Origin of the sequence: Mycolicibacterium llatzerense, assembly GCF_000878195.1 — a bacterium.
Lineage (GTDB): Bacteria > Actinomycetota > Actinomycetes > Mycobacteriales > Mycobacteriaceae > Mycobacterium > Mycobacterium llatzerense.
Genome location: NZ_JXST01000012.1, coordinates 64,319 through 86,555, shown reverse-complemented (window position 1 = coordinate 86,555; position 22,237 = coordinate 64,319). Strand labels below are relative to the sequence as shown.

The window sequence follows — 22,237 nt, the reverse complement described above, 5'->3', positions numbered from 1 at the left end:
GGTGATTTTCGGGCGGGTTTTCCGCCACCCAGTCAGGTTCGCGAGGGTTATCCACAGGGTGCTTCGACTGACGATGGCTTCGTCGACGGATCGCGGGGCACACTGCCGACGTGGGGGGAGCCATTCATCGGGAGTGAAGCATTGGCGGCAGGCCACCTGACCCGTCATCAACTGCGGACGAATTTCGTTGCGGTGCACAAGGACGTGTACGTGCCGAGGGGGACACGACCGACCGCAATCATTCGAGCGAAGTCGGCATGGCTGCGCTCCCGAGGCGCAGGAATTCTGGCGGGGTTCTCGGCGGCGGCCATGCACGGCACCAGGTACATCGATGCGTCCTTGCCTGCCAACATCATTGGCAGTCCGTGCAGACCGACGCGCGGCATCGTGGTGTGGGAGGACTGTCCCGACGCCGACGAGGTGTGTCGCATCGGGGATCTGCGGTTGACCACCGCGGCCCGCACCGCGGTCGACTTGGCGCGGAAGTTTCCGGAGGACATCGCAGTCGCGGCGATCGATGCGCTGGCACGCGCAACGAAACTGAAGGTCGCAGACATCGAGGTGGTGGCACAGCGTCATGCCGGCCAGCGCGGAATCCGGCAGGCGCGGACGTCCATCGCTCTGGTTGATCCCAATGCCGAGTCACCCCGGGAAACCGCGGTGCGACTGCTCATTGTTCGCGCCGGGTTTCCCCGGCCGGAGAGTCAGCATCCGATCTACAACGAATTCGGCGTCCTGATCGGAGTCGTCGATTTCGCCTGGCCGGAATTGAAGGTCGCGGTCGAATACGAGGGTCGGCACCACACAGACCCGGAGCAGATTCGCAAGGACATCGCCCGAATCGAGGAGATGATCGAGATGGGCTGGCTCGTCATCCGCGTGACTTCGCGCGATCCCGCCGGCGTCGTACTACGCAGGATTGCCCATGCCCGCGCGTCACGGGGAGCGGTGGACGACGCCGTGGACCTGCGTATCGGTTGGGCGGAGTCGTCTTGGCGGTACGCCTCGTGAACGGGCCCCCGGCGAGCCTGACCACAGGGTGATTTTCGGGCCGGATTTCCGCCACCCAGTCAGGTTCGCGAGGGTACGACGGCAGCTAGCGGACAGCAGCCTCCAGGTCGGCCAGGGAGTCCTCGAGGTGGCCCAGCAGCCGCTGCAGGTGCGGCACGCTGTGCCGGCAGCCGACGAGCCCGAAGTCGAGGTTGTCGCCGTTGTTGACCAACGTGATGTTCAGTGCCTGCCCGTCCAGCGCAATCGACAGCGGATAGTTCCCGTCGAGCCGCGCGCCCTTCCAGTACATCGGCACACGTGGTCCCGGCACATTCGAGATGACGATGTTGAACGGCGGCGGGGTGGCGTCGACGAAACCGGGCACGGTGGACAGCGCGATCGGGGACAGCAGCAGCGCTGACAGGGCCATCGACTCCGTCTTCGACAACCCGGCGAACACCTGCTTGTTGCCGCGCATCGAGTCGGAGATGGCCTGCAACCGCGTCGCCGGATCCTTGATGTCGGTGGCGAGGTTGCACAGGATCGCGCCCACCTGGTTGCCGCCGGCATCGGCGTCGGCCTCGGACCGCAGGCTCACCGGGACCATGGCGATCAGCGGAGCGTCAGGCAGGGCGCTCTGCTCGAGCAGGTAGCCCCGCAGCGCCCCGGAGCACATGGCCAGCACGACGTCGTTGACGGTGACACCGCCGGCGGCCTGCTTGATGGCCTTGATGCGATCGATCGGCCAGGACTGGGCCGCCACCCGTCGGGCGCCGCCGATCTTGACGTTGAACATGGTCTTCGGCGCGCTGAACGTCCGGGTCAGGTTCTGTTCCAGCAAGACGGCACGCGCCACCCGGAACGTCGACGGCGCGAGACCCGCCGCCGCGCCGACGGCTTCCAGCGCCGAGCCCACCAACGACGAGCTCTGCTTCGGCGCCCGCTTGCGGGACGGCAGGTCCCACGGCACCCGCACCTCCGGCTCGGCCGGGTCGTCGGACAGCGTGCGCATCGTCATCCGCAGCGCGGACACCCCGTCGAGGAGCGCGTGGTGAACCTTCGAATAGATCGCGAACCGGCCGTCCTCGAGACCTTCCACCAGGTACGTCTCCCACAGCGGACGGTGCCGGTCCAGCAGGGTGGTGTGCAGCCGAGAGGTCAGCTCCAGCAGTTCGCGAATCCGGCCCGGGGACGGCAGCGCCGAGCGCCGCAGGTGGTATTCAACGTCGACTTCGTTGTCATAGGCCCAGCCGAAGCTGGCGATGCCGCCCAGAATCCGCGCCGGGCGTTTGCGGTAGGTGGGGTTGAAGTTGGTGTGCGCCAACATATCTCGATACAGGTCGTGCACGAACTCCGGCCCGGCGCCCTCGGGCGGGCTGAACAGCTGCAGGCCGCCGACGTGCATCGGATGCTCCCGCGATTCCCCGAGCAGGAACATGGCATCGGTTGGCGACATGATCTCCACCCGCCAAGTAAACCCCTATTCGGCGGGCGGTGGACCAGGTTGCCGCGTCAGGGCTGGCGTTCGCCCGGTGGCGGCGGGTTGGCGACCACCGGGAACTGGCCGGTGAAGCCCTGCCGCTGCTTGGCGATCTCCAGGACCCGGCCACGCGCCGCGTACCAGCCGATGATCAGCGCCGGGATGATGATCACCAGCGTCCCCACCGTCCACGTGCCGACCGGTTTGTCGAACGCCATCAGCACCAGCACCGCAGCCAGGAACACCAGCGTCGCGTACCCGGTGTACGGCGCGCCCCACATCCGGAACGACGGCCGCTCCATCTCACCCCGCTCAGACCAGCGGAACAGCTGCAACTGACAGATCACGATGGTGGCCCACGACGCGATGATGCCGAGCGCGGCCATGTTCAGCACGATCTCGAACGCCTGGGCGGGCACCACACCGTTGAGCACGACGCCGAGCAGCCCGATGCTGGCCGTCAGACAGATACCGCCATACGGCACACCACGTTTGGACATGACGCCGGTGAACTTCGGGGCGCTGCCGTTCATCGCCATGGAGCGCAGGATGCGGCCGGTCGAGTACAGCCCGGCGTTCAGGCTGGAGAACGCCGCGGTGAGTACGACGACGTTCATCAGGGTGCCGGCACCCTCGAAACCGATCTTCGAGAAGAACGTGACGAAGGGACTCTCGCCCGCCTTGTAGGCGGTGTACGGCAGCAGCAGCCCGAGCAGCACCAGCGACCCGACGTAGAACAGCGCGATGCGGAAGATCACCGAGTTGATGGCCCGCGGCATGATCTTGTGCGGTTCGGCGGTCTCGCCCGCCGCGGTGCCGACGAGTTCGACTGCGGCATAAGCGAAGACGACGCCCGAGGTCACGACCACCAGCGGCAGCAACCCGGTGGGGAACAGCCCGCCGCTGTCCGAGATGACGCTGAAGCCGGTGGTCTGGCCGTCGACCTTGAACCGGCCCGCCAGAAAGACCGTGCCGACCACCAGGAAGGTCACCAGCGCAACGACCTTGATCAGGGCCGCCCAGAATTCGAGCTCGCCGAACAGGGTCACCGAGATCAGGTTCATGCCCATCACGATGCCCAGCGCGATCAGCGCGATCAGCCACTGCGGGATGGCGTCGAACGCCTTCCAGTAGTGGAAGTAGGTGGCGATGGCGGTCGAGTCGACGATCGACGTCATGGCCCAGTTCAAGAAGTACATCCAGCCGGCGACGTACGCCGCCTTCTCGCCGAGGAATTCACGCGCGTACGAGACGAACGACCCGGACGACGGCCGGTGCAGCACCAGTTCGCCGAGCGCCCGCAGGATCAGGAACACGAACCCGCCGCAGATCAGGTAGACCAGGAACAGGCCCGGCCCTGCGTTGTGCAGCCGGCCACCGGCGCCCAGGAACAGGCCCGTACCGATGGCACCGCCGATCGCGATCATCTGCAGCTGGCGCGGTTTGAGGGTGTGGTGGTAGCCGGCGTCTTCGGCCGTCAGACCGGGTGGCTCGACATGCTTATGCGGCGTGGCAGTCATAGCGATTCAGTGAACACCGACGCGCAGTCTCGCGCAGGACAACTCGTTTCCTGTGTGTGAACGCTGGCGTGTCCACAACGAGCTCGGGTCAGTAATGTCGGTCAGATGTCGGGCATCTCCCAAACAGTCGAGTTCCACCCCGAGTTGGCACGTGCCGCACGCTTCATGCCGCGCAGCCCCATCACGCCGTGGAACCTCCGCTTCGTCCGAAGGCTGTCCAACCTGCTGGAACGCCGGACTCCGGAGGGCACCGAGGTACTGACGCTGCCGTCGGGCGTCGGGATTCGGCTGCACCGGCCACCTGCCGGCACCGACCGTGGCGGCGCGTTGCTGTGGATACACGGTGGCGGCTACCTGATCGGCAGCCCGGCGCAGGACGACGTGCTGTGCCGGCGTTTCGCGAACGAACTGGGCATCACGGTGGCGGCGGTCAAGTACCGGTTGGCGCCCGACAACCCATACCCGGCCGGGCTGGAGGACTGCTACACGGCGCTGCGCTGGCTGGTCGAACTGCCGGCGGTGGACCCGGCCCGGGTGGCGATCGGCGGCTCCAGCGCCGGCGGCGGCATGAGCGCGGCGTTGGCTCAGCTGGCGTATGACCGTGGTGAAATTGCTTTGGCGGCACAGCTTTTGGTGTACCCCATGATCGACGACCGGTCAGGTGACCGGCCCGGCCTTGACCATCCCGGACACCGGTTGTGGACCCAGGAGTCGAACCGCTTCGGCTGGCGCGCCTATCTCGGCGGTGCCGATCCCGCGGTCGCCGTCCCTGCCCGACGGACCGATCTGTCCGGCCTGCCGCCGGCCTGGGTCGGCGTCGGGACCTTGGACGTCTTCCATGACGAGGACATCGACTACGCCGAGCGGTTGCGCGCGGCGGGTGTCCCGTGCGAACTGGAAGTGGTGCCGGGCGCTTACCACGGGTTCGACGGCGTCGCCGCCAAGACTCAGGTGGCTCGCGCGTTCTTTGCCAGTCAGGTGCAATTCCTGCGACCGAGGCTGAACCCGGCCGTCGTCGGCTAGCCTCGTCGGCTAACTCGTCGGCCGCCCACGCCGATCACACGGCTGCCGTAACCCCGCTGCGGCACTGCCGATCCCGCGCCTCACTGGTCGCGCGCGCGTGATCTTCGTTACTTAGCTTATGCTATCTAATTGATGTTTACGCAGGTCAAACGCGGTTTTCAAGAAATTAGCCGATCAAATAAACCCTTGCGGGGAAGGATTTCGGGGCGCATGGTTGTTGAACAGACCAACGACCACAACGGTCTGATCTTCACCGAGAAGAGGCACGGCAATGACCACCCTGACCCATCAGACGACCGAAAACATCGGCCCCCTGCGGCAGCTGTTCCGGCGATCCACCGCTGTGGTGGTGCTGACGGCGGCAGGTCTGGGCGTGGCCGGCTACATGGCCCTCGGCATGCTGCAGGACAAGCCGGCCGACCCGGTGCTGCCGACGTTCTCCGCGGTCCCCGTCCCGTCCGCTCCGGACCTGGACAAGCTGCAGAACCTGGGCCAACTCGCCGCCATCGTGCAGAGCCCGCAGGTGCCGCAGGCACACCCGGCCCGCTAGGCCCTCATACCCAGCTGAGCACTGAGCCGCCCTCGAAATCGAGGGCGGCTCAGTGTTATTCGGCGACTATTGGGTGGCGTGCGCCTTGCCGACCGGCGTGCGGTTGGCGATGTTCTGGGCCACCTCTTCGTGCCACAGGTCGTTGGCGTGGGTGGTGTCGACTTCCTGCTCGAACCGGGCGACCATATCCGGTTTGACGTCGGCGGCGTCGACGTAGAACTGCTCGTACCAGCGACGATGCTGGTACACCGGGCCGTCTTCCTCGGTCAGCAGCGGGTTCTCGATGCGCGTCTTGTTCTTCCAGATCTCGACGTCTTCCATGAAGCCGTCGCCGAAGCTGCGGCTCAACGTCGCCGCCAGCTTCTCGGTCTTCTCCGCCGGCAACGCCGGGTTGTTCTGCACCGCGACGCCCCACTGCAGCACGAACGAATCATGGGTCACCGGGTAGTGGCAATTGATCAACGCGATCTCCACCGTGAACTCCGGGGCAAGGTCGTTGTGCAGCCAGTTGATCATGTACGCCGGCCCGAAATACGTGGCCTCCGACCGCAGATAGGTACCGTCCCACAATTCGCGCGTCGCGTAGTCCGGCCGCGGCTTGGACTCCATGAACTGGCTGGCGGTGTGGCCCTCGATGACGTTCTTGAAGTACGTCGGGTAGGCGTGGTGAATGTAGAAGAAGTGGGCCATGTCGACGTTGTTGTCGACGATCTCGCGGCAGTGCGACCCCTCGATCAGCAGCGAGTTCCACTGCCACGGCGACCATCGGCCTTCCTCGTAGCCTTCGATGGTCGGCGGCGTCAGCTCCGGTGCGGGCGTCGAACCCTCGGGGTCGTGCCAGATCAGCAGCTGCCCGTTGACCTCGGTGCTCTGCCAGGCGCGGGTACGCGCGAGCCGCGGGGTGCGCTTGGCGTACGGCACCAGCTGGCACTTGCCGTCACCGCCCCAGCGCCAGTCGTGGAACGGGCATGCGACCGCGTCGCCCTTGATGGTGCCCTGCGACAGGTCCCCGCCCATGTGCCGGCAGTAGCCGTCCAGCACCTTGAGCCGGCCCTGCGAATCGGCGAACACCACCAGCTTGGTGCCGAACGCCTCGATCGGGTGCGGCTTGCCGTCGCGGAACGACTCGGCCAATCCGATGCAGTGCCAGCCGCGCGCGAACCGCGTCATCTCCACGCCCGCGTCGATATGCCTGACTTCAGCCTCAGTCATGTTGCGTCCCTTCCGAATTGCTCCTGGTTGACCAGGATTTTCACTTCGGTATCCCGGCCCGTCGACTGCAGGGCGTGAATGCCTTTTTCAAGAGCGTCGGCCAACCGAATACGGCTGGTGACAAGCGGCACGGGGTCCAGTCGCCCGTCGGCGATCATGTCGATAACCGTACGGAAATCGTCCCTGGAATAGGCGAAACTTCCCGTAACCCGTTTCTCGGTGATCATGAAGAGGCTGGGGTTGAACGTCACGTCGGCGTGGTACATCGCGACGACGACGGTCGTGCCGCCCTTGCGGAGCGCGTTGACCGCGGTGTCGAACGTGGCCTGGCCCGCCCCCGCGGCGTCGAAAGAAGCGTCCACGCCCTCGCCTTTGGTCAGCTCGTGGACAAAGCCACCGAGGTCGGTCTCGCGGGGATCGACGACGTCGGCGCCGAGGGCCGCCGCCAGCTCACGCCGTGCGGTGCTCATCTCGCTGACGATAACGCGTTGCGCGCCTTGTACTTTCAGGCACAGCAGCAGGCCGAGGCCGATGGGTCCGCCACCGACGACGAGCGCCGTCTGTCCGGCGCCGATGCCACTGAGGCGCACGGCGTGCAGCGCGACGCTCAGCGGCTCGACCAGCGCACCGGTCTCGGGCGTGAACCCGTCGGGCAGCACGAACACCTTGTCCGCCGCGGCGACGACGTACTCGGCGAAACCGCCACCGCCACCGTTGACGCCGAGGAAGCCGAACTGCTCGCACAGGTTCGGTTCACCACGCAGGCAGGTGGCACAGGTGCCGTCTTCGAAACTCGGTTGGACGGCGACGAGCGCGCCGACCGGAATGCCGTCGACGCCGTCACCGACCTCGGTGACGTAGCCCGCGAACTCATGGCCCAGGACGTGCGGTCCGGGCTGCCCGACGAGCGGATGCGGCCAGTCCACCGGCACCGGTGCGGTCTCGTACAAGGACAGGTCCGAGCCGCAGATGCCGCTGCACGCGACCCGAATCTTGACCTTGCCGGCGGTGACGTCGGGCTCGGGAATCTCGTCGAGCCGGGCGTCAGCCGCACCGTGTAACCGCCACGCCTGCATCCGTCTACCCCTTCGTCTGCGCGATCATGTCGAGCACAGCCAGATGGGAGAACACCATGCTGGTGCCGATCGGGTTGCCGCCGCCCGGGTACGCGTAGCCACTTGGCGCGGCCATGGTGTTGCCCGCCGCGTACAAGCCGGTGATCGGGTTGCCTGCGGTGTCGAGTACCTGGCCGGTGGTATCGGTGCGCAGACCGCCCTTGGTGCCGAGGTCGGAGATGCCGAACTTCGCGGCGTGGAACGGCGCCTTGTCGATGCGGACCATCGGGCAGGCACCACCGGAGAAGGCGCGGTCGTAGGCTTCGTCGCCGCGGCCGAAGTCCGGGTCGGAACCGGCGTCGGCGTATTCGTTGAACTGCGCCACGGTCGCGACCAGCTGCTCGGCGGGCACACCGATCTTGGCGGCCAGCTCCTCCAGGGTGTCGGCGGTGTGCCACAGCCCGGCGTCGACGTACTTCTCGGATTCCACCATCGAGACATTGGTGGCCTTGATCGGTGGCACGCCCGCATCGGTGTCGTCGTAGATCATCCAGAACGGCAGCGTCATCTCGCCCTTGGCCAACCGGTCCACGGCGACGCGGCCGATCCGGTCGTACGGCGCGGACTCGTTGACGAACCGCTTGCCGTCCTGGTCGACGAAGATGCCGCCGGTGAACCACAGCGCGAATGCGCTGCGGCCGTCCGGGTGTGTGAGGCCGGGTGACCACCAGGCCTGCTCCATCAGGTCGGTGTCGGCGCCGACAGCGACGCCCGCCTCATGCGCCTGGCCGAGATTTCCCCAGGGCCCCATGGTGTCTCGCGCCTCACCGGGCACGCCGTACTTGTGCCGCAGCTCGTCGTTGCCCTCGAAGCCGCCGGCCGCGAGCAGCACACCCTTGCGCGTCCTGATCGCCTTACGGACCCCGTCGGTCTCGACGACGGCACCCACGACGGCGCCGTCCTCGGTCACCAGCTCCACCAGCGCGGTGCCCAGTTGCGTTGCAGCCGAAGGGTATTGCTTCAGCGCCACCAGAAAACGGGCGATCAGCGCCCGGCCGCCGATGAAGTAGTCGTCGGGCTGCGGGACGCCGAGCCGGTCGTTGTCCAGCGGGCCGCGCACCAATTCCTTGAACTCAGGCGCCTTTTCGATCTTGAGCGGACGGGCCGCGACGTGCCGCTGACCATCCGCCCGGGCCTTCGGCATCTTCCCGAAGTAGTCCGGCCAGGGCAGCATGTCGAACTTGATGTTGGGATCGGTTTCCAGGTACTCGATCAGCGGAGCACCGCTGCGGACATAGGTGTCCTGCAGCTCGCGCGGCGTCCGATCACCGACGACGGCGTGGTAGTACTCCAGCGCGTCGTCGATGGTGTCGTCGGTGCCGGCCCGCTGCAGCACCGGGTTGCACGGGAACCACACGCCGCCGCCACCGGAGTAGGCGGTGGTGCCGCCGAACTTGTCGGTGGCCTCGACCAACAGCACCTCGAGTCCCTCACGCGCGGCGGTGTAGGCACCGGTGACGCCACCGCCACCAGAGCCCGCCACCAGCACGTCAACCGTCGAGTCCCAGTCCGTCATGCCCAAACTCCCTATAGGTATCGCTGCCGTCCGTACTGCGTGAACTCATCGTCCAACGCGCGCTTGGCATCGTCAGTCATGGGTCGGTAATCAGGTACGCCCCGACCCACCCAGCGGTACACCAGTTCCTCGGTGTGCCACTTGTCCGCTTGCAGCTCGCGCTTGAGCACCTTGTTGGAGCCGGTGACCGGCAGCGAGTCCGAGATCCGCAGGAAGCGCGGCGTGCCCTTCTTGCCCAGGTCATCCTGGTCATTCAGGTACTTCACGAACTTGTCGACATCGAACAGGATCGGGTCGGCGACCTCGATGGCCGCCATCACCTGATCGCCCGAGCGGGAGTCCGGCACCGCGTACACGCCCGCGGCGATCACCTCGGGATGACGCCGCAGCACGCGTTCGATGGACAGCGCCGAGGTGTTCTCGCCGTCGACCCGGATCCAGTCACCGCGCCGGCCGGCGAAGTAGATGAACCCGTTCTCGTCGAGGTAGCCGAGATCGCCGGTCCAGTACCAGCCGTTGCGAATACGGTCGGCGTCGGCGGCGTCGTTCTTGTAGTAGCCCTCGAACTTCTTGGTGCCGAGCTTGTCGATGATCTCGCCGACGGCGTCGTCGGGGTTCAGGAGCCGGCCGTACTGGTCCAAAACCGCTGGGACGCACTCGATCATGGTTTCAGGGTTGACGATCGCGACACCCGGATGGGCCGGCCGGCCGAGGGCACCCTCGGGCTGGTCGGGGTCGAGTACGACGGCGCCGCCGCCCTCGCTCGAGCCGTAGCCCTCATAGAGATCGGCGCCGAAGCGGCGCTTGAAGTAGGCCTGGTCCTCCGGGGAGGCCTCGGTGCCGAACCCGCGGCCCAGCTGGTTGTCGGCGTCGTCCGGCTGTTCCGGTGTGGCCAACAGGTAGCCGAGCGCCTTGCCCACGTAGGTGAAAAACGTCGCGCCGAAGTACCGCACGTCCGGCAGGAAACCCGACGCCGAGAAGCTCGGGGTCAGGCAGACCGTCGCGCCGACGGCCAAAGCCGGGGCCCACAGCGCCATGATCGCGTTGCCGTGGAACAGCGGCATGCAGCAGTAGTCGACGTCCTCGCGGACGTGATTGAACTTGTCCACCGCCGAGTACGCGATCCACGCCAGACGGCCCTGGCTGCACTTGACGGCCTTCGACGCGCCGGTGGTGCCGGAGGTGAACAGCAGCAACAACAACGACCGTTCGTCAACACCGTCCGCCGCCGCGATTTGTGCACGATTTTCCGCGCCTGCCGCGGATTTTCGTGCACAAATCGCGTCCTGGTAGGCCGGGTCGTCGACGACGAGAACGCGGTCGGGCGTCAGGCCGAGGTCCAGGCCCGAAAGCCGTTCCCGCCCAGCCGAATCGGTGACGATCAGCTGACAGTCCGCGTGCCGGACCTCGCCGGCCAACTCGTCGTTGCCGCGCGTCGGGTTGATGCCGACGATCGTCGCCCCCGACAGGGCGGCACCGCCCAGCCAGAAGATGAAGTCGGGCACGTTGTCCAGCAGGACACCGATGTGGAAGGGGCCGTCAGCCCGCAACTCCGCGGCGTAAGCGCCCCGGGCGGCGGACTCGCGGACCACCTCGTCCCAGGTCCAGTCCTGGTCCCGGGTGCGCAATCCCAACCGCTCGTCGCCGAGGCGGTCGAGCAGCAGGGCCGCGATGTCCTCGCGGGGCTCAGGCATTGGCGGCGGCGGCCTGCTGGTCGATGTACTCCTGCGGCAGGTCGTCGACGCTCAGCTTGGTGACGCTGACCGGGCCGGTCTGGTAGGCGTCCTCGCCGATGATCAGGCCGTCGGCGTCGATCGGCCAGTTGATGAGCTGCCGGAACACCAGCAGGTAGTCGCCGTTCGGATCCTCGACGTCGACGCCGATCGCCTGCGCGGCCACACCCGGGTAGATCATCTTCATCCAGCCTTCGGTCATCACCAGATCATCGTCCACGGCAAGGCGATCGATCTCGAAGACGAGGTGATTGGCGCCGCTGGCCATGAACGCCTCGTAGTAGGCGCGCACACCCTCGGTGGTCTTGGGGCCCATGTCGGTGTTGGCATACCAGAAGTGGTAATCCGGGTTCGGGGACAACGTAGCCATCAGGCGGTCCAGGTCCGGCACCGCCTCGGCCAGCATGTGCTCGAGCACGATGCTCAGCACCTGGCGATGGCGCTCGTTGGTGGTGCGCGACAGGCGTTCTTCGACGAGTTCCCAGGTCTTGGTGGGGTCGATGATTGCCATGCGGGTACTCCTCGGGTCTGCGACTGAGCGTGGGCTGTTCAGCTTGTATGGCCATCATCACGAACCCGACCACCCCCGGTCATCCGACGTACGTCGGGTTGTTGTCCCAAATTCTCCGACGATCGTCGGATATCCGTAAACGTCGCTGGTCGTTGCTGAAGGCGATAACATGCGAATTTCCGGGGCGACAGGAGGTGCCGGCCATGGCGCACGCGATCCGCGATCCGCTCGAAGCGACCGAAGACCTGCGCCGATCTCCCGTGCATCAACACATGCAGCTCAGCGTGGTGTCGCAGGAGCAGGGCGTCGCGATCCTGTCGATGCCGCTCGCGCCGGACCTGGAAGGGCTCGCGCCGGGCAGCGTCCACGGCGGGATGCTGGCAACGCTGGCCGACGCCGCTTCCGGCTTTTGCCTCGAAGGCTTCTTCGACCTGGAATCAGAAATCCCGGTGACGACCGACATGCACGTCCGTTACTACCGGCAGCCGCATGGCGGCCCGCTCGTCGCGGAAGCACAGGTGGTGAATGTCGGCCGCCGACTGCTGAGTTGCGAATGCACGATCGTCGACGCATCCGAGCGAGTCCTGGCGCGGTCGACGGCGACGTTCATGATCGTCCCGTTCGACGGCTGACGACGCGGCGCCGCCTGGATTCAGTCCGTCAACTCGGCCGATGACAGCGCGATCCGCCGGATCATCAGAACCAGGGTCGCCGAGAACCGGTCCAGCGGATCGTCCATGTCCCAGCCCAATTGGGATTGGATGTGCGCCAGTCGCGCGGCCACCGTGCTGTGGTGCACGTGCAGTTCCTCGGCGGTCCGCCGCAGCGAGCCGAACACACAGAACGCCTCTGCCGTCTCGACCTGCAGGCGGCCGGTGGGCGTCGCGGCGATCTCGTTGAGCCGGGTCAGCGCGTGATTGCCGCGTGTGGCGTCGGGCGGCAGCTCGGCCAGCAGCTCCAGCGCGCTCAACCGCTCGAAGGCGACGGCGCGCCGGCCGAAACCGGTCGACGACGCGAACCGCAACGCCCGCAGCGCCTGGCCCCATGATGTCGGCGCCGCGAACACGCCGCCGGCAGCCCCGAGCCCGACCCACGGCCCGCGGTCGGCACCGACGGGCAGCGGCGCGGGGAACGCGGTGACGATCGCCCGGTCCAGTTCGTCGGACAGCGCGCGCGTGTCGGTCCGGCCCTGGCACACCACCGCCGTCGCGGTACCCAGGTCCGCGGTCCGCACCGACACCGACGTCAGCGCCGACGTGATGACCCGCAACGCTTCCGGCGACGACTGCGCCGACACCGCGAGCACCCGGACCTCGCGGGACTCGTCGAGCCCCAGCAGCCTGATCGCCCGCGCCCGGTCCTCCGGCCGCTCCCGGCTCGACAGCACCACCTCGACGAGCGCCGGGTCACCGAAGCTCGGCGGCACCCGGGCACCGATGGCCCCCAGCGTGTGCCGCACCCGGTCGAGCAGGACGCCGTCGAGCGGGTGGGCCGGGGCGTCGCGCTCCAGCCAGACCTCCGGCGCCGGGCCGTCCCAGCGCACGTGGACGGGACACCCGGCCACGCCCCGCGCCGCCTCCAGCACCGCGTCGACGCCGGTAGCGTCGAGATCGTCGAAGAACCGGACGAGCCGCAGCACCGACTCCGGGTCACTGCCCAGCTCGGACAACCGCAACGCGCTCACGTCGCCATTCTGACAATGCTCAGAACTGCAGGACGCTGAACCGCCAGTCCAGTACCTGCCGGTCCGGGCCGTCGGTGGCGGCCGCGAACACCACCGATCGCAGATCCAGCGTGCCGCCACGGCCCGCCGACGACGCGTGGGCCGCCTCGATGTGCAGCTCGCTGTAGAGGGTGTCGCCCTCGTGCACAGGTCCGGTGTGGTCGCACGACTCCCAGCCGAGGACGGTGACGATGTTCGGCAACAGCCGCGTGGCCTGGGCCAGCGCCAGGCCGATGGTGTGCCCGCCGTACACCAGGCGGCTGCCCGCCACCCGCGAATCATGGTGCGTGGCAGCGATATTGAGTGTCAGCCGGGCCAGCTCCGGGGCGCTGCTGACGACATCGGCGGTGCTGGTCAGCAGCTGGCCGGCGAGCGCCGGATCGAACTGCGGGCCGGGCACCGCGGAGCGCCAGGCGTCGATGTTCCACTCCGCGGCGGGGTCTGGCAGGCCCGGCACGTCGGCGCCGATGGTGCTGAGGTCGTCGGCGCGGCCGGTGTCGGCGGCGTCGTCGCGCAACGGCAGCATGGCGCACCGGTGGAAATCGAGCACCGTGCGGCCGTCCTGGTCGATGGTGATCATCCGCAGCGCGGCCAACCCGGTGCGCGGCTTACCCGGCTTGGCCGAATTCTGTTTGAGGCCAACGACTTCGGTTCGGGTGGTGATGTTGTCGCCGATATGCGGGAAGCGGTGGAACCGCAGTCCGCGGTAGAACAGATTCGCCTTGACCCGCTGGGTGGCCAGGGTGGACTGACCGATCGCGACGTCACAGACCAGAGCCGGATGCGCCAGTGCCCGCGCTGATCCGGTGACGGCCGCGGACAATCCGGCGTCCAGCGGCAGCCTCATGCGGTCGCCGAGGATCGCCTGGTGTACCGCCGCCGCACCGTCCGTGAGCGTCATACCCGGCGCCCAGTCGAAGACCTGACCTACGCTGAGATCCTCGAAAAACGGCCCACCAGTGACTGTTTGGCCCGACATGTCAGACAGAGTACTTTTCGATGAGCGATTGCTTGTACAACTTGCCGGTGTCCGTCCGCGGCAGTTGCTCTTCGAACGAGATGGATCGCGGGCACTTGTAGTGCGTCAGCCGGTCCCGCAGCCAGGCCAGCAGCTCGCCGCCGAACTCGCGGGTGGCATCGGCCGGATCCACGGTTTGCACAACCGCTTTCACGCTCTGGCCCATCTCGGCGTCCGGAATGCCGAACACCGCGGCGTCCATCACCTTGGGATGGGTGACCAGGACGTTCTCCGCTTCCTGCGGGTAGATGTTCACGCCGCCACTGATGATCATGTGGTGGCGCCGGTCGGTGAGGTACAGGTAGCCATCCTCGTCGAGGTAGCCGATGTCGCCGACGGTGGCCCAGCCGTGCTGATCCCGTGAAGCCGCTGTCTTTTCGGCGTCGTCCAGGTATTCGAAGGTGTTCCCGCCCTCGAAGTAGATTTCGCCGGGCACGCCCTGCGGCTGCTCGTTCCCCTCCTCGTCGAGGATGTGCAGGACGCCCAGCATCGGCTTGCCGACCGACCCGGGATGCGTCAGCCAGTCCTCGGCCGTGATCAGGGTGGAGCCGATCGCTTCGGACGAGGCGTAGTACTCGTCGACAATTGGCCCCCACCAGTCGATCATCTGCTTCTTGATCTCCACCGGGCACGGGGCGGCCGCGTGCATGACGCGCTGCAGCGACGACAGATCGTACGAATCCCGCACGGACTGTGGCAGTTTCAGCATCCGGGTGAACATCACGGGCACGAACTGGCCGTGCGTGATGCCGTAGCGCGCGATGGCGTCCAGACAGCCCTCGGCGTCGAACTTCTCCATCACGACAGTGGTGACGCCCTCGGCCTGAATCTGCATCGACCACACCGACGGCGCCGTGTGATACAGCGGCGCGGGGCTGAGATAGACGGCGTCCTTCGGCAGCCAGAAGCTCATCAGCATCTTCATCAGCCCGGGCACCTCGGCTGGCGGCAGGTGCGTCAGCTCCCGCTTGATGCCCTTGGGGCGGCCGGTGGTGCCCGACGAGTACTGCAGCAGGTCGCCTTCGATCTCGTCGGCGATCGGCGTATCGGGTTGAGACGCAACGCATTCCGGGTAGCTGTCCCAGCCCGGCAGCTCGCCGCCGGCGATGAGGAGCAGCTTGGGCAGTCCGCCGTCGAGGTGCTCGGCCAGGCCGGCACAGGTGTCGCTCAGGGCCGCCGAGCCGATCACCGCGGTGGCTCCGCTGTTCTCGATGATGTACGCGGCTTCGGCTGCCGTCAGGTGGATGTTGATCGGCACGTAGTACAGGCCACTGCGCCGCGCCGCCCACATCGCGGCATGTATGTGCTCGTTGTTCTCCATGAGGATGGCGACGACGTCACCTTCGACGAGTCCATTCGCGCGGAAGTGGTGGGCCAGCCGGTTGGCACGGGCCTCGAGTTCGTCGAATGTCACCACGGTGCCCGACGGGTGCAGGATGACGGCCGGTTTTCCATTGCCCACGTGCTGGCGAATCTGCATGACGGCACTCTACGACAGGCGAATTGACACCTGTCAAGTGGTGTCAGCGACCGGCGGGAATCAGTTCCCTGCCGTCGATCGTGGACTCGCCGGCATCGTCGTCCGACGAGGCGAACGGCGCCCGCAGCGTCGCGGCCACATGGCGGCGGTTGATGAGCAAGCCAACAACCGTCAGCGCACCGTAGATGCCGCACAGCACCAGCCGGCCGGTGGTCGAGGTGATCGGGAACTGCACCACGAACAGCGCCAACAGCAGCCATGCCGTCGCCCGGTGGAAGCGCAGCGACAGGACGAGCGCGACGCCCATCATGGTCTGGGTGGCAGTCAGCAGCACTTCTTCGATCTGCCGGCCGTCGAGCACCAGCGCGGTGCCACCGCCGCCGGCCAGGTAGGCGATGGGCAGCGAGCCCATCAGCAGCGTCCACTGGTTGACCTTGGACGAGATGAGCATGGCGATCGCCGCGGTGCTCTTGCCCCGCGCGGCGAAGATCGTCGCGATGATGAACTCCGGCGCCTCCGAGGCCAGCGGCGCCAGCCACTGCACCAGCAGGAACCGGTCGATGCCCAGTTCGGTACCGGCGTTGATCAGGCTGTTCGCGAACGGCTCCGCGCACATCAGGATGACGGCTCCGGACATGACGAACAGCGTCACGACGGTGATCCGGCGGGCCCGGTCCGGCAGCGCGCCGATGGCCGCGGCCGTACCGACGAGCTCGGGCTCTTCGGCCTCGCCGCGAGTCAGTTTGTACAGGTAGAAGCCGAACCAGGCCAGCATTGCGACGCCGAGCACGAGGTGGATGCGGCCGGTGGTCGGGATGATGAACGCGACGAGTCCGGCGACGAGCAGAAAGCCCAGCTCGACCCGGTTGCCGGGTTCCAGCGCGAGTATCGATTTGCTGGCCTGGTCCGCCGACATGCGCCGCGCGACATACAGCCCGACGATCACCACGACCGGCCAGCCGATACCCATGAGCAGCCGGTTGGAGCCGGTCATGTTGGCTGCGGCGTACTGCACGTACTCGGCGTTGTGGCCGGCGACGTAGGCGTAGTAGAGATCGACGGCGTACTCGGGCAGCACCGCGATCAGGGCCAGGACGGCGATGGCGAGGCCACCGGACACGTCGACCTGCGCCGCTTCCGCTGCCCAGGCCAGCACGAAGCTGGCGGCAACGACGGCCGCGCCGTAGGCCAGCAGCGAGACGACGGGGTTCGGATGCATGCCCGTGAGGCGCAATGCCACCGCCGGAGCGACGAACACAACGGCCAGCAGCAGGGATCGCACAAGCGGCCGACGCGTGGTCGGGCCGGCTGATCGGATGCTGGTCACGTCGCAGACGGTACGCACCAAAAATCGACTCAGCAACTTAGCGTTGCTACGAATTACTGTGGATTGCGATACTGAATTTGCTGGTCAGAGTCCTGAATATTTCAAGTTCGGCGACCCTAACTTGATTATGTGGCTAATCAAGATCGCGTTGACACTGCGCCTATGGCTCTCGCTACTCGACCTTTTGCCCCCGCAGCGCAGGCTCAACGTCTCTGGCCACACAGTCGCCACGGAACCAGGCACAAATACACAAAACCCCCGATCTCCTGGGAGACGGGGGTTGTGTGCTTGTACGGGGAGAGCCTTAGGCCTCTTCAGCCAAGCGGTGCTTGAGGGCGTCGAACTCGTCCTTGATGCCGGTGGGCAGCTTCTCGCCGACGAACTCGAACCACTCTTCGATCAGCGGCAGCTCGTTCTGCCACTCGTCGACACGTACGGCCAGCGCCTCGTCGACGTCGGCGGCCGACACGTCCAGACCCTCCAGGTCCAGGTCAGCGGCGGTGGGAACGATGCCGATCGGGGTGCTCTTGCCCTCAGCCTGGTGCTCGATGCGCTCGATGGCCCACTTCAGCACCCGGCTGTTCTCGCCGAAGCCCGGCCACAGGAAGCGGCCGTCGTCGCCACGGCGGAACCAGTTGACGAAGAAGATCTTCGGCATCTTGGACTCGTCGGCGTTCTTGCCGATGTTGATCCAGTGCTGGAAGTAGTCACCGACGTGGTAGCCGAGGAACGGCAGCATGGCCATCGGGTCGCGACGCACGGTGCCGACCTTGCCCTCGGCGGCCGCGGTCTGCTCGGAGCCCAGGGTGGCACCGATGAACACACCGTGCTGCCAGTCGCGGGCCTGCGTGATCAGCGGCACCGTCGTCTTGCGACGGCCACCGAACAGGATCGCCGAGATCGGCACACCCTGCGGGTCGTCCCACTCGGGGGCGACCGACGGGCACTGCGAGATCGGGGTGCAGTAGCGCGAGTTCGGGTGCGCGGCCTTGGTCTCGGTCTCCCGGAGGATCCAGTCCTGGCCCTTCCAGTCGATCAGGTGCTCGGGCTCGCCTTCCAGGCCCTCCCACCAGACGTCACCGTCGTCGGTCTTGGCGACGTTGGTGAAGACGGTGTTGCCGGCGGCGATGGTCTTCATGGCGTTCGGGTTCGACGACCAGTTGGTACCCGGCGCGACGCCGAAGAAGCCGAACTCGGGGTTGACGGCGTACAGCTGGCCGTCCTTGCCGAAGCGCATCCAGGCGATGTCGTCACCGACGGTCTCGGCGCGCCAGCCCGGGATGGTGGGCTGCAACATCGCGAGGTTGGTCTTGCCGCACGCCGACGGGAACGCCGCGGCGACGTAGTACGCCTTGTTCTCCGGGGAGATGAGCTTCAGGATCAGCATGTGCTCGGCGAGCCAGCCCTCGTCGTGCGCCATGGCCGAGGCGATACGCAGCGAGTAGCACTTCTTGCCCAGCAGCGCGTTGCCGCCGTAGCCCGAGCCGTAGCTCATGATCTCGCGGGTCTCGGGGAAGTGGGTGATGTACTTCGTCTCGTTGCAGGGCCACGGCACGTCCTGCTGGCCCGGCTCCAGCGGCGCACCGATGGAGTGCAGCGCCTTGACGAAGAAGCCGTCGTCGCCGATCTTGGCCAGCGCCTTGGCGCCCATGCGGGTCATCGTGCGCATCGAGACGACGACGTACTCCGAGTCGGTGATCTCGACACCGAGCTTGGGGTCCTCGGCGTCCAGCGGGCCCATGCAGAAGGGCACGACCCACATGGTGCGGCCGCGCATGCTGCCGCGGTAGAGGTCGGTCATGATGCCGCGCATCTCGGCCGGGGCCATCCAGTTGTTGGTGGGGCCGGCGTCCTCTTCGCGCTCCGAGCAGATGAAGGTCCGCGACTCGACGCGCGCGACGTCCGACGGATCCGACAGCGCGAGATACGAATTCGGCTGCTTCTCGTCGTTCAGCTTCTGGAAGGTGCCTGCCGCGACGAGGTGAGCGGCGAGGCGGTCGTACTCCTCGGCCGAGCCGTCGGCGAACATGACCCGGTCTGGCTGAGTCAGCTCCGCAACTTCACGCACCCAGGCCAGCAGCCCGGCGTGAGTGGTCGGAGCGGCGTCGAGACCGGGAATGGTCGCTGAGGTCATCAAATTCTCCTGCTCGCAAATCGCAGCTATACCTCTTTAGAGGTTAACGTGAGTGACATACAAGTGGACAATCGGGCGGCTGTCCGATCTCTCACAAGAACGATTCAGAAAGCTCAATCGGCAGTCCTGTATCCGCTGGTACCGCGATTCGGGGCGGGTGACGGACGGTTACCGGTCAGTAGCGCGAGAGCCTCGCTCCGCACAATTCCAAAATCGCTCAATTTTTCGTTTTGTGATCTGCGGACGCCAGGCCCGCCTGGACCTCCAGTAACCGGTACGCCAGTTCCTCCTCGGTCGCCTGCCGCGCCGCCGCGACAGCCGTCCCGACCCAGCGGTCCAGCATCGCCCGGCGATGCAGCCGTGCGCGGACGCCGATGACCGTCATGGTCAGCGCCAGACCCAGGGCCAATCCCAGTACCCCGCCGATCCCGTCGGGCACCCCGGCCAACCCGGTCGCCATTCTGGCCAGCCCCAATGCCGCCCCCAGGCCGAAACCCGCGCCCAGCACGATGCCCAACCACATCTCGTCGGCACGCTGGGCCAGCACCGGGCCCGTGACCTCGGGCGGTGGCCACCGCCGCCCGGAGCCGGGACTGCCCAGCGCTGCGGCGGTGGCTTCGCGAACCCCGTCGGCGGCCGCGGCCAACCGGTCGCGGGCGTCTGCCTCGAAGCCCTCGGCCGCATCCCGGCCGGACGGCACCCGGCTGAGCAGGTCGGCGCGCAGGTCGTCGTACCGCCGCCGGGCCTCCCGGATCAGCTCCAGCCGCAGCCGCTGCAGTTCCAGCCGGGACGTCCCCGGCCACGCACCGGACCGCGCGAGCAACCGCAGCGAGCCTCGGCTGATGTCGGCGGCGCAGCGACGGTGCAGGTCGTCGGCGATACGGCGGCTGTACTGACGCCAGTGCAGCGCCCGGCGCAGATGGGCGTCGGCGTCCATGGCCGGGTCGACGACGAGGCCGTCGGCTGTCAGCGCCGCGGTCGCGGCCGCGGTGACCAGCGCCGCCGTCGTGTCGGACGCCAGCCAGCGCCGCACCCGGTCGTCGTCCAATTCTGTTGCAGCCGAGGCGATTTCACTCATCGCTACACCAATCGCCCGGTACCGGCCGGCGGCATCACCGGCATCGGGACCGGAGACGACGTGCGCCAGGCCCGGAACGTCCGTCACCAACTCGTCCAGCGCAGCGGTGAACCGCTGCCAAACATCCCCTGACAACACGCCCCCCAGATGCCCGCCCGATGCCATCGTCGCACCTCCGCGCAGGTGTGACCGACGCCGTTTTTCAGGCAACTGTTGGGTATCAATCTGCACCACGATGCGGGCTCTCACAGCCAGATGAGAGACGATGGACGGATGTATGCCCAGCGCGAGGACGACGCTGCCTCGTCGGCCGGCGCCTCGGCCGCCGATTTCGAGTCCGTCTCCGAAACCACGGCGGCCCCCGCACACCAGCACCGGCGCGTCACCAGCTTCCGGTCCCGCCGGTCGAGCCTGTCCACCGGACAGCAGAGCACGTGGGACCGTCGCTGGCCTGAGCTGGGCAAAGTCGCCCAGTCCGAGGACGGCGAACCCGCACCGCTGATCGATACCGCCGCCTGGTTCGGCCGCACCGCACCCGTCGTGTTGGAGATCGGCAGCGGCACCGGCATCTCGACGCTGGCCATGGCGCAGGAGGAACCGCACCTGGACGTCATCGCGGTCGAGGTCTACCGCAAGGGCATGGCCCAACTGCTCGGCGGCGTCGACCGGGCAGGCCTGACGAATGTGAGATTCGTCCGCGGCGACGGCGTCGACGTGCTGGAACACATGATCGCGCCGGAGAGCCTCACGGCGGTCCGCGTGTTCTTCCCCGACCCCTGGCCCAAGGCCCGGCACCACAAGCGCCGGCTGCTGCAGGCAGAGACCGTGGCGCTGATCTCGAGCCGCCTCAAGCCGGGCGGCATCCTGCACGCGGCCACCGACCACGCCGACTACGCCGTGCAGATCGCCGAGGTGGGCGATGCCGAGCCGACGTTGAAGCGCACCTCGGTCGACGCCGACCTGCCCATCTCGGTGCAGCGGCCCACCACCAAATACGAGGCGCGGGGCATGCGGATGGGCAGTCCCATCACCGAGCTCATCTGGGAGAAGCCGGAGTGACGATCACCGAGGCCTTTCCGCAGGAAATACCCCAGGCCAAGCCCTACCAGCCCACCCCGCCGCCGGGACCCCGGCCGCACCGGGTGCTGCTGGTCTGGGACGCACCGAACCTCGACATGGGCCTCGGGTCGATCCTCGGTGGCCGACCGACCGCCGCTCACCGACCGCGATTCGACGCGCTGGGCCGGTGGCTGCTGGCCCGCACCAACGAGATCGCCAGCGGCAGGCGGCCGGACCAGCCGCCGGTGGCTCTGGAGCCCGAGGCGACGGTCTTCACCAACATCGCCCCTGGTAGCGCCGATGTCGTGCGGCCGTGGGTGGAGGCGCTGCGCAACGTCGGTTTCGCGGTGTTCGCCAAGCCCAAACTCGACGAGGGCAGCGACGTCGACAGCGACATGCTCGCGCACATCGCGCTGCGCCGCAGCGAGGGTCTGGCCGGCATCTATGTGGCCTCAGCCGACGGCCAGGCGTTCCGTCAACCGCTCGAAGACATCGCCCATGACGGCACTCCCGCGACCGTGGTCGGATTTCGCGAACATGCCAGTTGGGCGTTAGCGTCGGATACCTTGGACTTCGTCGACCTGGAAGACATCCCTGGTGTCTTCCGGGAGCCGCTGCCGCGAATCGGCTTGGATTCGCTGCCTGATCAGGGCGCCTGGCTGCAGCCCTTCCGGCCGTTGTCCGCGCTGCTGAGCTCGCGCGTTTAGGAACGACTACAGATGACGTGTGCGGTGGCCGAAAATGGCAACAACTTTGAGCAGGACTTTA

The 22,237-nt window shown here is 67.1% G+C and carries 19 protein-coding genes; 6 read left to right on the top strand and 13 right to left on the bottom strand.

Annotation, left to right across the window (positions count from 1 at the left end; all coding sequences use genetic code 11):
* Nucleotides 1-102 precede the first annotated feature (102 nt).
* A complete protein-coding gene (locus TL10_RS10635; RefSeq protein ID WP_110789031.1) occupies nt 103-1,011 on the top strand; it encodes an endonuclease domain-containing protein in 909 nt (302 codons plus the stop codon).
* An 85-nt stretch (nt 1,012-1,096) separates the two neighbouring features.
* Here the strand turns inward: TL10_RS10635 and TL10_RS10630 are convergent, their stop codons facing one another.
* Both TL10_RS10630 and TL10_RS10625 read right to left on the bottom strand, forming a co-directional pair.
* Complete coding sequence (locus tag TL10_RS10630) at nt 1,097-2,455, bottom strand: WS/DGAT/MGAT family O-acyltransferase (RefSeq protein WP_043391126.1); 1,359 nt, start codon at nt 2,453-2,455, stop codon at nt 1,097-1,099.
* Nucleotides 2,456-2,502: 47 nt separating this feature from the next.
* Nucleotides 2,503-3,990, bottom strand: coding sequence for an amino acid permease (locus tag TL10_RS10625; RefSeq protein WP_043985625.1), 1,488 nt, complete (start codon nt 3,988-3,990; stop codon nt 2,503-2,505).
* A gap of 105 nt (nt 3,991-4,095) precedes the next feature.
* On the opposite strand from TL10_RS10625, the gene TL10_RS10620 reads away from it, so the two are divergent.
* Both TL10_RS10620 and TL10_RS10615 read left to right on the top strand, forming a co-directional pair.
* Nucleotides 4,096-5,013: an alpha/beta hydrolase gene (locus TL10_RS10620; protein WP_043985624.1), complete on the top strand. Its 918-nt coding sequence runs from the start codon at nt 4,096-4,098 to the stop codon at nt 5,011-5,013.
* Between the two features lie 271 nt (nt 5,014-5,284).
* Nucleotides 5,285-5,563, top strand: a complete 279-nt coding sequence (locus TL10_RS10615) for a hypothetical protein (protein ID WP_043391134.1) — start codon at nt 5,285-5,287, stop codon at nt 5,561-5,563.
* Between the two features lie 66 nt (nt 5,564-5,629).
* Here the strand turns inward: TL10_RS10615 and TL10_RS10610 are convergent, their stop codons facing one another.
* Genes TL10_RS10610 through TL10_RS10590 form a run of 5 tightly spaced genes read right to left on the bottom strand, consistent with a single transcriptional unit; the run spans nt 5,630 to nt 11,650 of the window.
* Nucleotides 5,630-6,775: a 3-ketosteroid-9-alpha-monooxygenase, oxygenase component gene (locus TL10_RS10610; RefSeq protein WP_043391137.1), complete on the bottom strand. Its 1,146-nt coding sequence runs from the start codon at nt 6,773-6,775 to the stop codon at nt 5,630-5,632.
* Entirely contained in the window at nt 6,772-7,851 is a 1,080-nt protein-coding gene (locus TL10_RS10605; RefSeq protein WP_043985623.1) for a zinc-binding dehydrogenase, read from the bottom strand. The genes TL10_RS10610 and TL10_RS10605 overlap by 4 nt, the downstream gene beginning before the upstream one ends.
* A 4-nt stretch (nt 7,852-7,855) precedes the next feature.
* Nucleotides 7,856-9,406, bottom strand: coding sequence for an FAD-binding protein (locus TL10_RS10600; protein WP_043985622.1), 1,551 nt, complete (start codon nt 9,404-9,406; stop codon nt 7,856-7,858).
* An 11-nt stretch (nt 9,407-9,417) separates the two neighbouring features.
* Nucleotides 9,418-11,100, bottom strand: a complete 1,683-nt coding sequence (casI, locus tag TL10_RS10595) for a steroid-22-oyl-CoA synthetase (RefSeq protein WP_043985621.1) — start codon at nt 11,098-11,100, stop codon at nt 9,418-9,420.
* On the bottom strand, nt 11,093-11,650 hold the full coding sequence (locus tag TL10_RS10590; RefSeq protein WP_043391146.1) for a nuclear transport factor 2 family protein: 558 nt from the start codon (nt 11,648-11,650) through the stop codon (nt 11,093-11,095). Before TL10_RS10590 ends, casI begins: the two co-directional genes overlap by 8 nt.
* Before the next feature lie 203 nt (nt 11,651-11,853).
* On the opposite strand from TL10_RS10590, the gene TL10_RS29545 reads away from it, so the two are divergent.
* Entirely contained in the window at nt 11,854-12,282 is a 429-nt protein-coding gene (locus tag TL10_RS29545; RefSeq protein WP_157850368.1) for a PaaI family thioesterase, read from the top strand.
* A gap of 20 nt (nt 12,283-12,302) precedes the next feature.
* Here the strand turns inward: TL10_RS29545 and TL10_RS10580 are convergent, their stop codons facing one another.
* The 6 genes from TL10_RS10580 to TL10_RS29540 form a co-directional block, all read right to left on the bottom strand.
* Nucleotides 12,303-13,334 carry a PucR family transcriptional regulator gene (locus TL10_RS10580; protein WP_043985620.1) on the bottom strand — a complete coding sequence of 344 codons (1,032 nt, stop codon included), beginning with the start codon at nt 13,332-13,334 and terminating at the stop codon, nt 12,303-12,305.
* A gap of 19 nt (nt 13,335-13,353) precedes the next feature.
* A complete protein-coding gene (locus tag TL10_RS10575; protein WP_043985619.1) occupies nt 13,354-14,352 on the bottom strand; it encodes a MaoC family dehydratase in 999 nt (332 codons plus the stop codon).
* 1 nt (nt 14,353) lies between these two features.
* The gene (gene fadD4 / locus TL10_RS10570) at nt 14,354-15,871 is read right to left on the bottom strand and encodes a fatty-acid--CoA ligase FadD4 (protein ID WP_043985618.1); all 1,518 of its coding nucleotides are present in this window, start codon (nt 15,869-15,871) and stop codon (nt 14,354-14,356) included.
* A 43-nt stretch (nt 15,872-15,914) separates the two neighbouring features.
* Nucleotides 15,915-17,129, bottom strand: coding sequence for a calcium:cation antiporter family protein (locus tag TL10_RS10565; RefSeq protein WP_234711428.1), 1,215 nt, complete (start codon nt 17,127-17,129; stop codon nt 15,915-15,917).
* Nucleotides 17,130-17,502: 373 nt separating this feature from the next.
* The gene (locus TL10_RS10560) at nt 17,503-19,332 is read right to left on the bottom strand and encodes a phosphoenolpyruvate carboxykinase (GTP) (protein WP_043391155.1); all 1,830 of its coding nucleotides are present in this window, start codon (nt 19,330-19,332) and stop codon (nt 17,503-17,505) included.
* 217 nt (nt 19,333-19,549) lie between these two features.
* Complete coding sequence (locus TL10_RS29540) at nt 19,550-20,575, bottom strand: hypothetical protein (protein ID WP_052506379.1); 1,026 nt, start codon at nt 20,573-20,575, stop codon at nt 19,550-19,552.
* A 90-nt stretch (nt 20,576-20,665) separates the two neighbouring features.
* Between TL10_RS29540 and trmB the strand changes: the two genes are divergently transcribed.
* Both trmB and TL10_RS10545 read left to right on the top strand, forming a co-directional pair.
* Nucleotides 20,666-21,469: a tRNA (guanosine(46)-N7)-methyltransferase TrmB gene (gene trmB, locus TL10_RS10550; RefSeq protein WP_043985617.1), complete on the top strand. Its 804-nt coding sequence runs from the start codon at nt 20,666-20,668 to the stop codon at nt 21,467-21,469.
* 26 nt (nt 21,470-21,495) lie between these two features.
* Complete coding sequence (locus tag TL10_RS10545) at nt 21,496-22,176, top strand: PIN domain-containing protein (RefSeq protein WP_234711427.1); 681 nt, start codon at nt 21,496-21,498, stop codon at nt 22,174-22,176.
* Nucleotides 22,177-22,237: the final 61 nt, after the last annotated feature.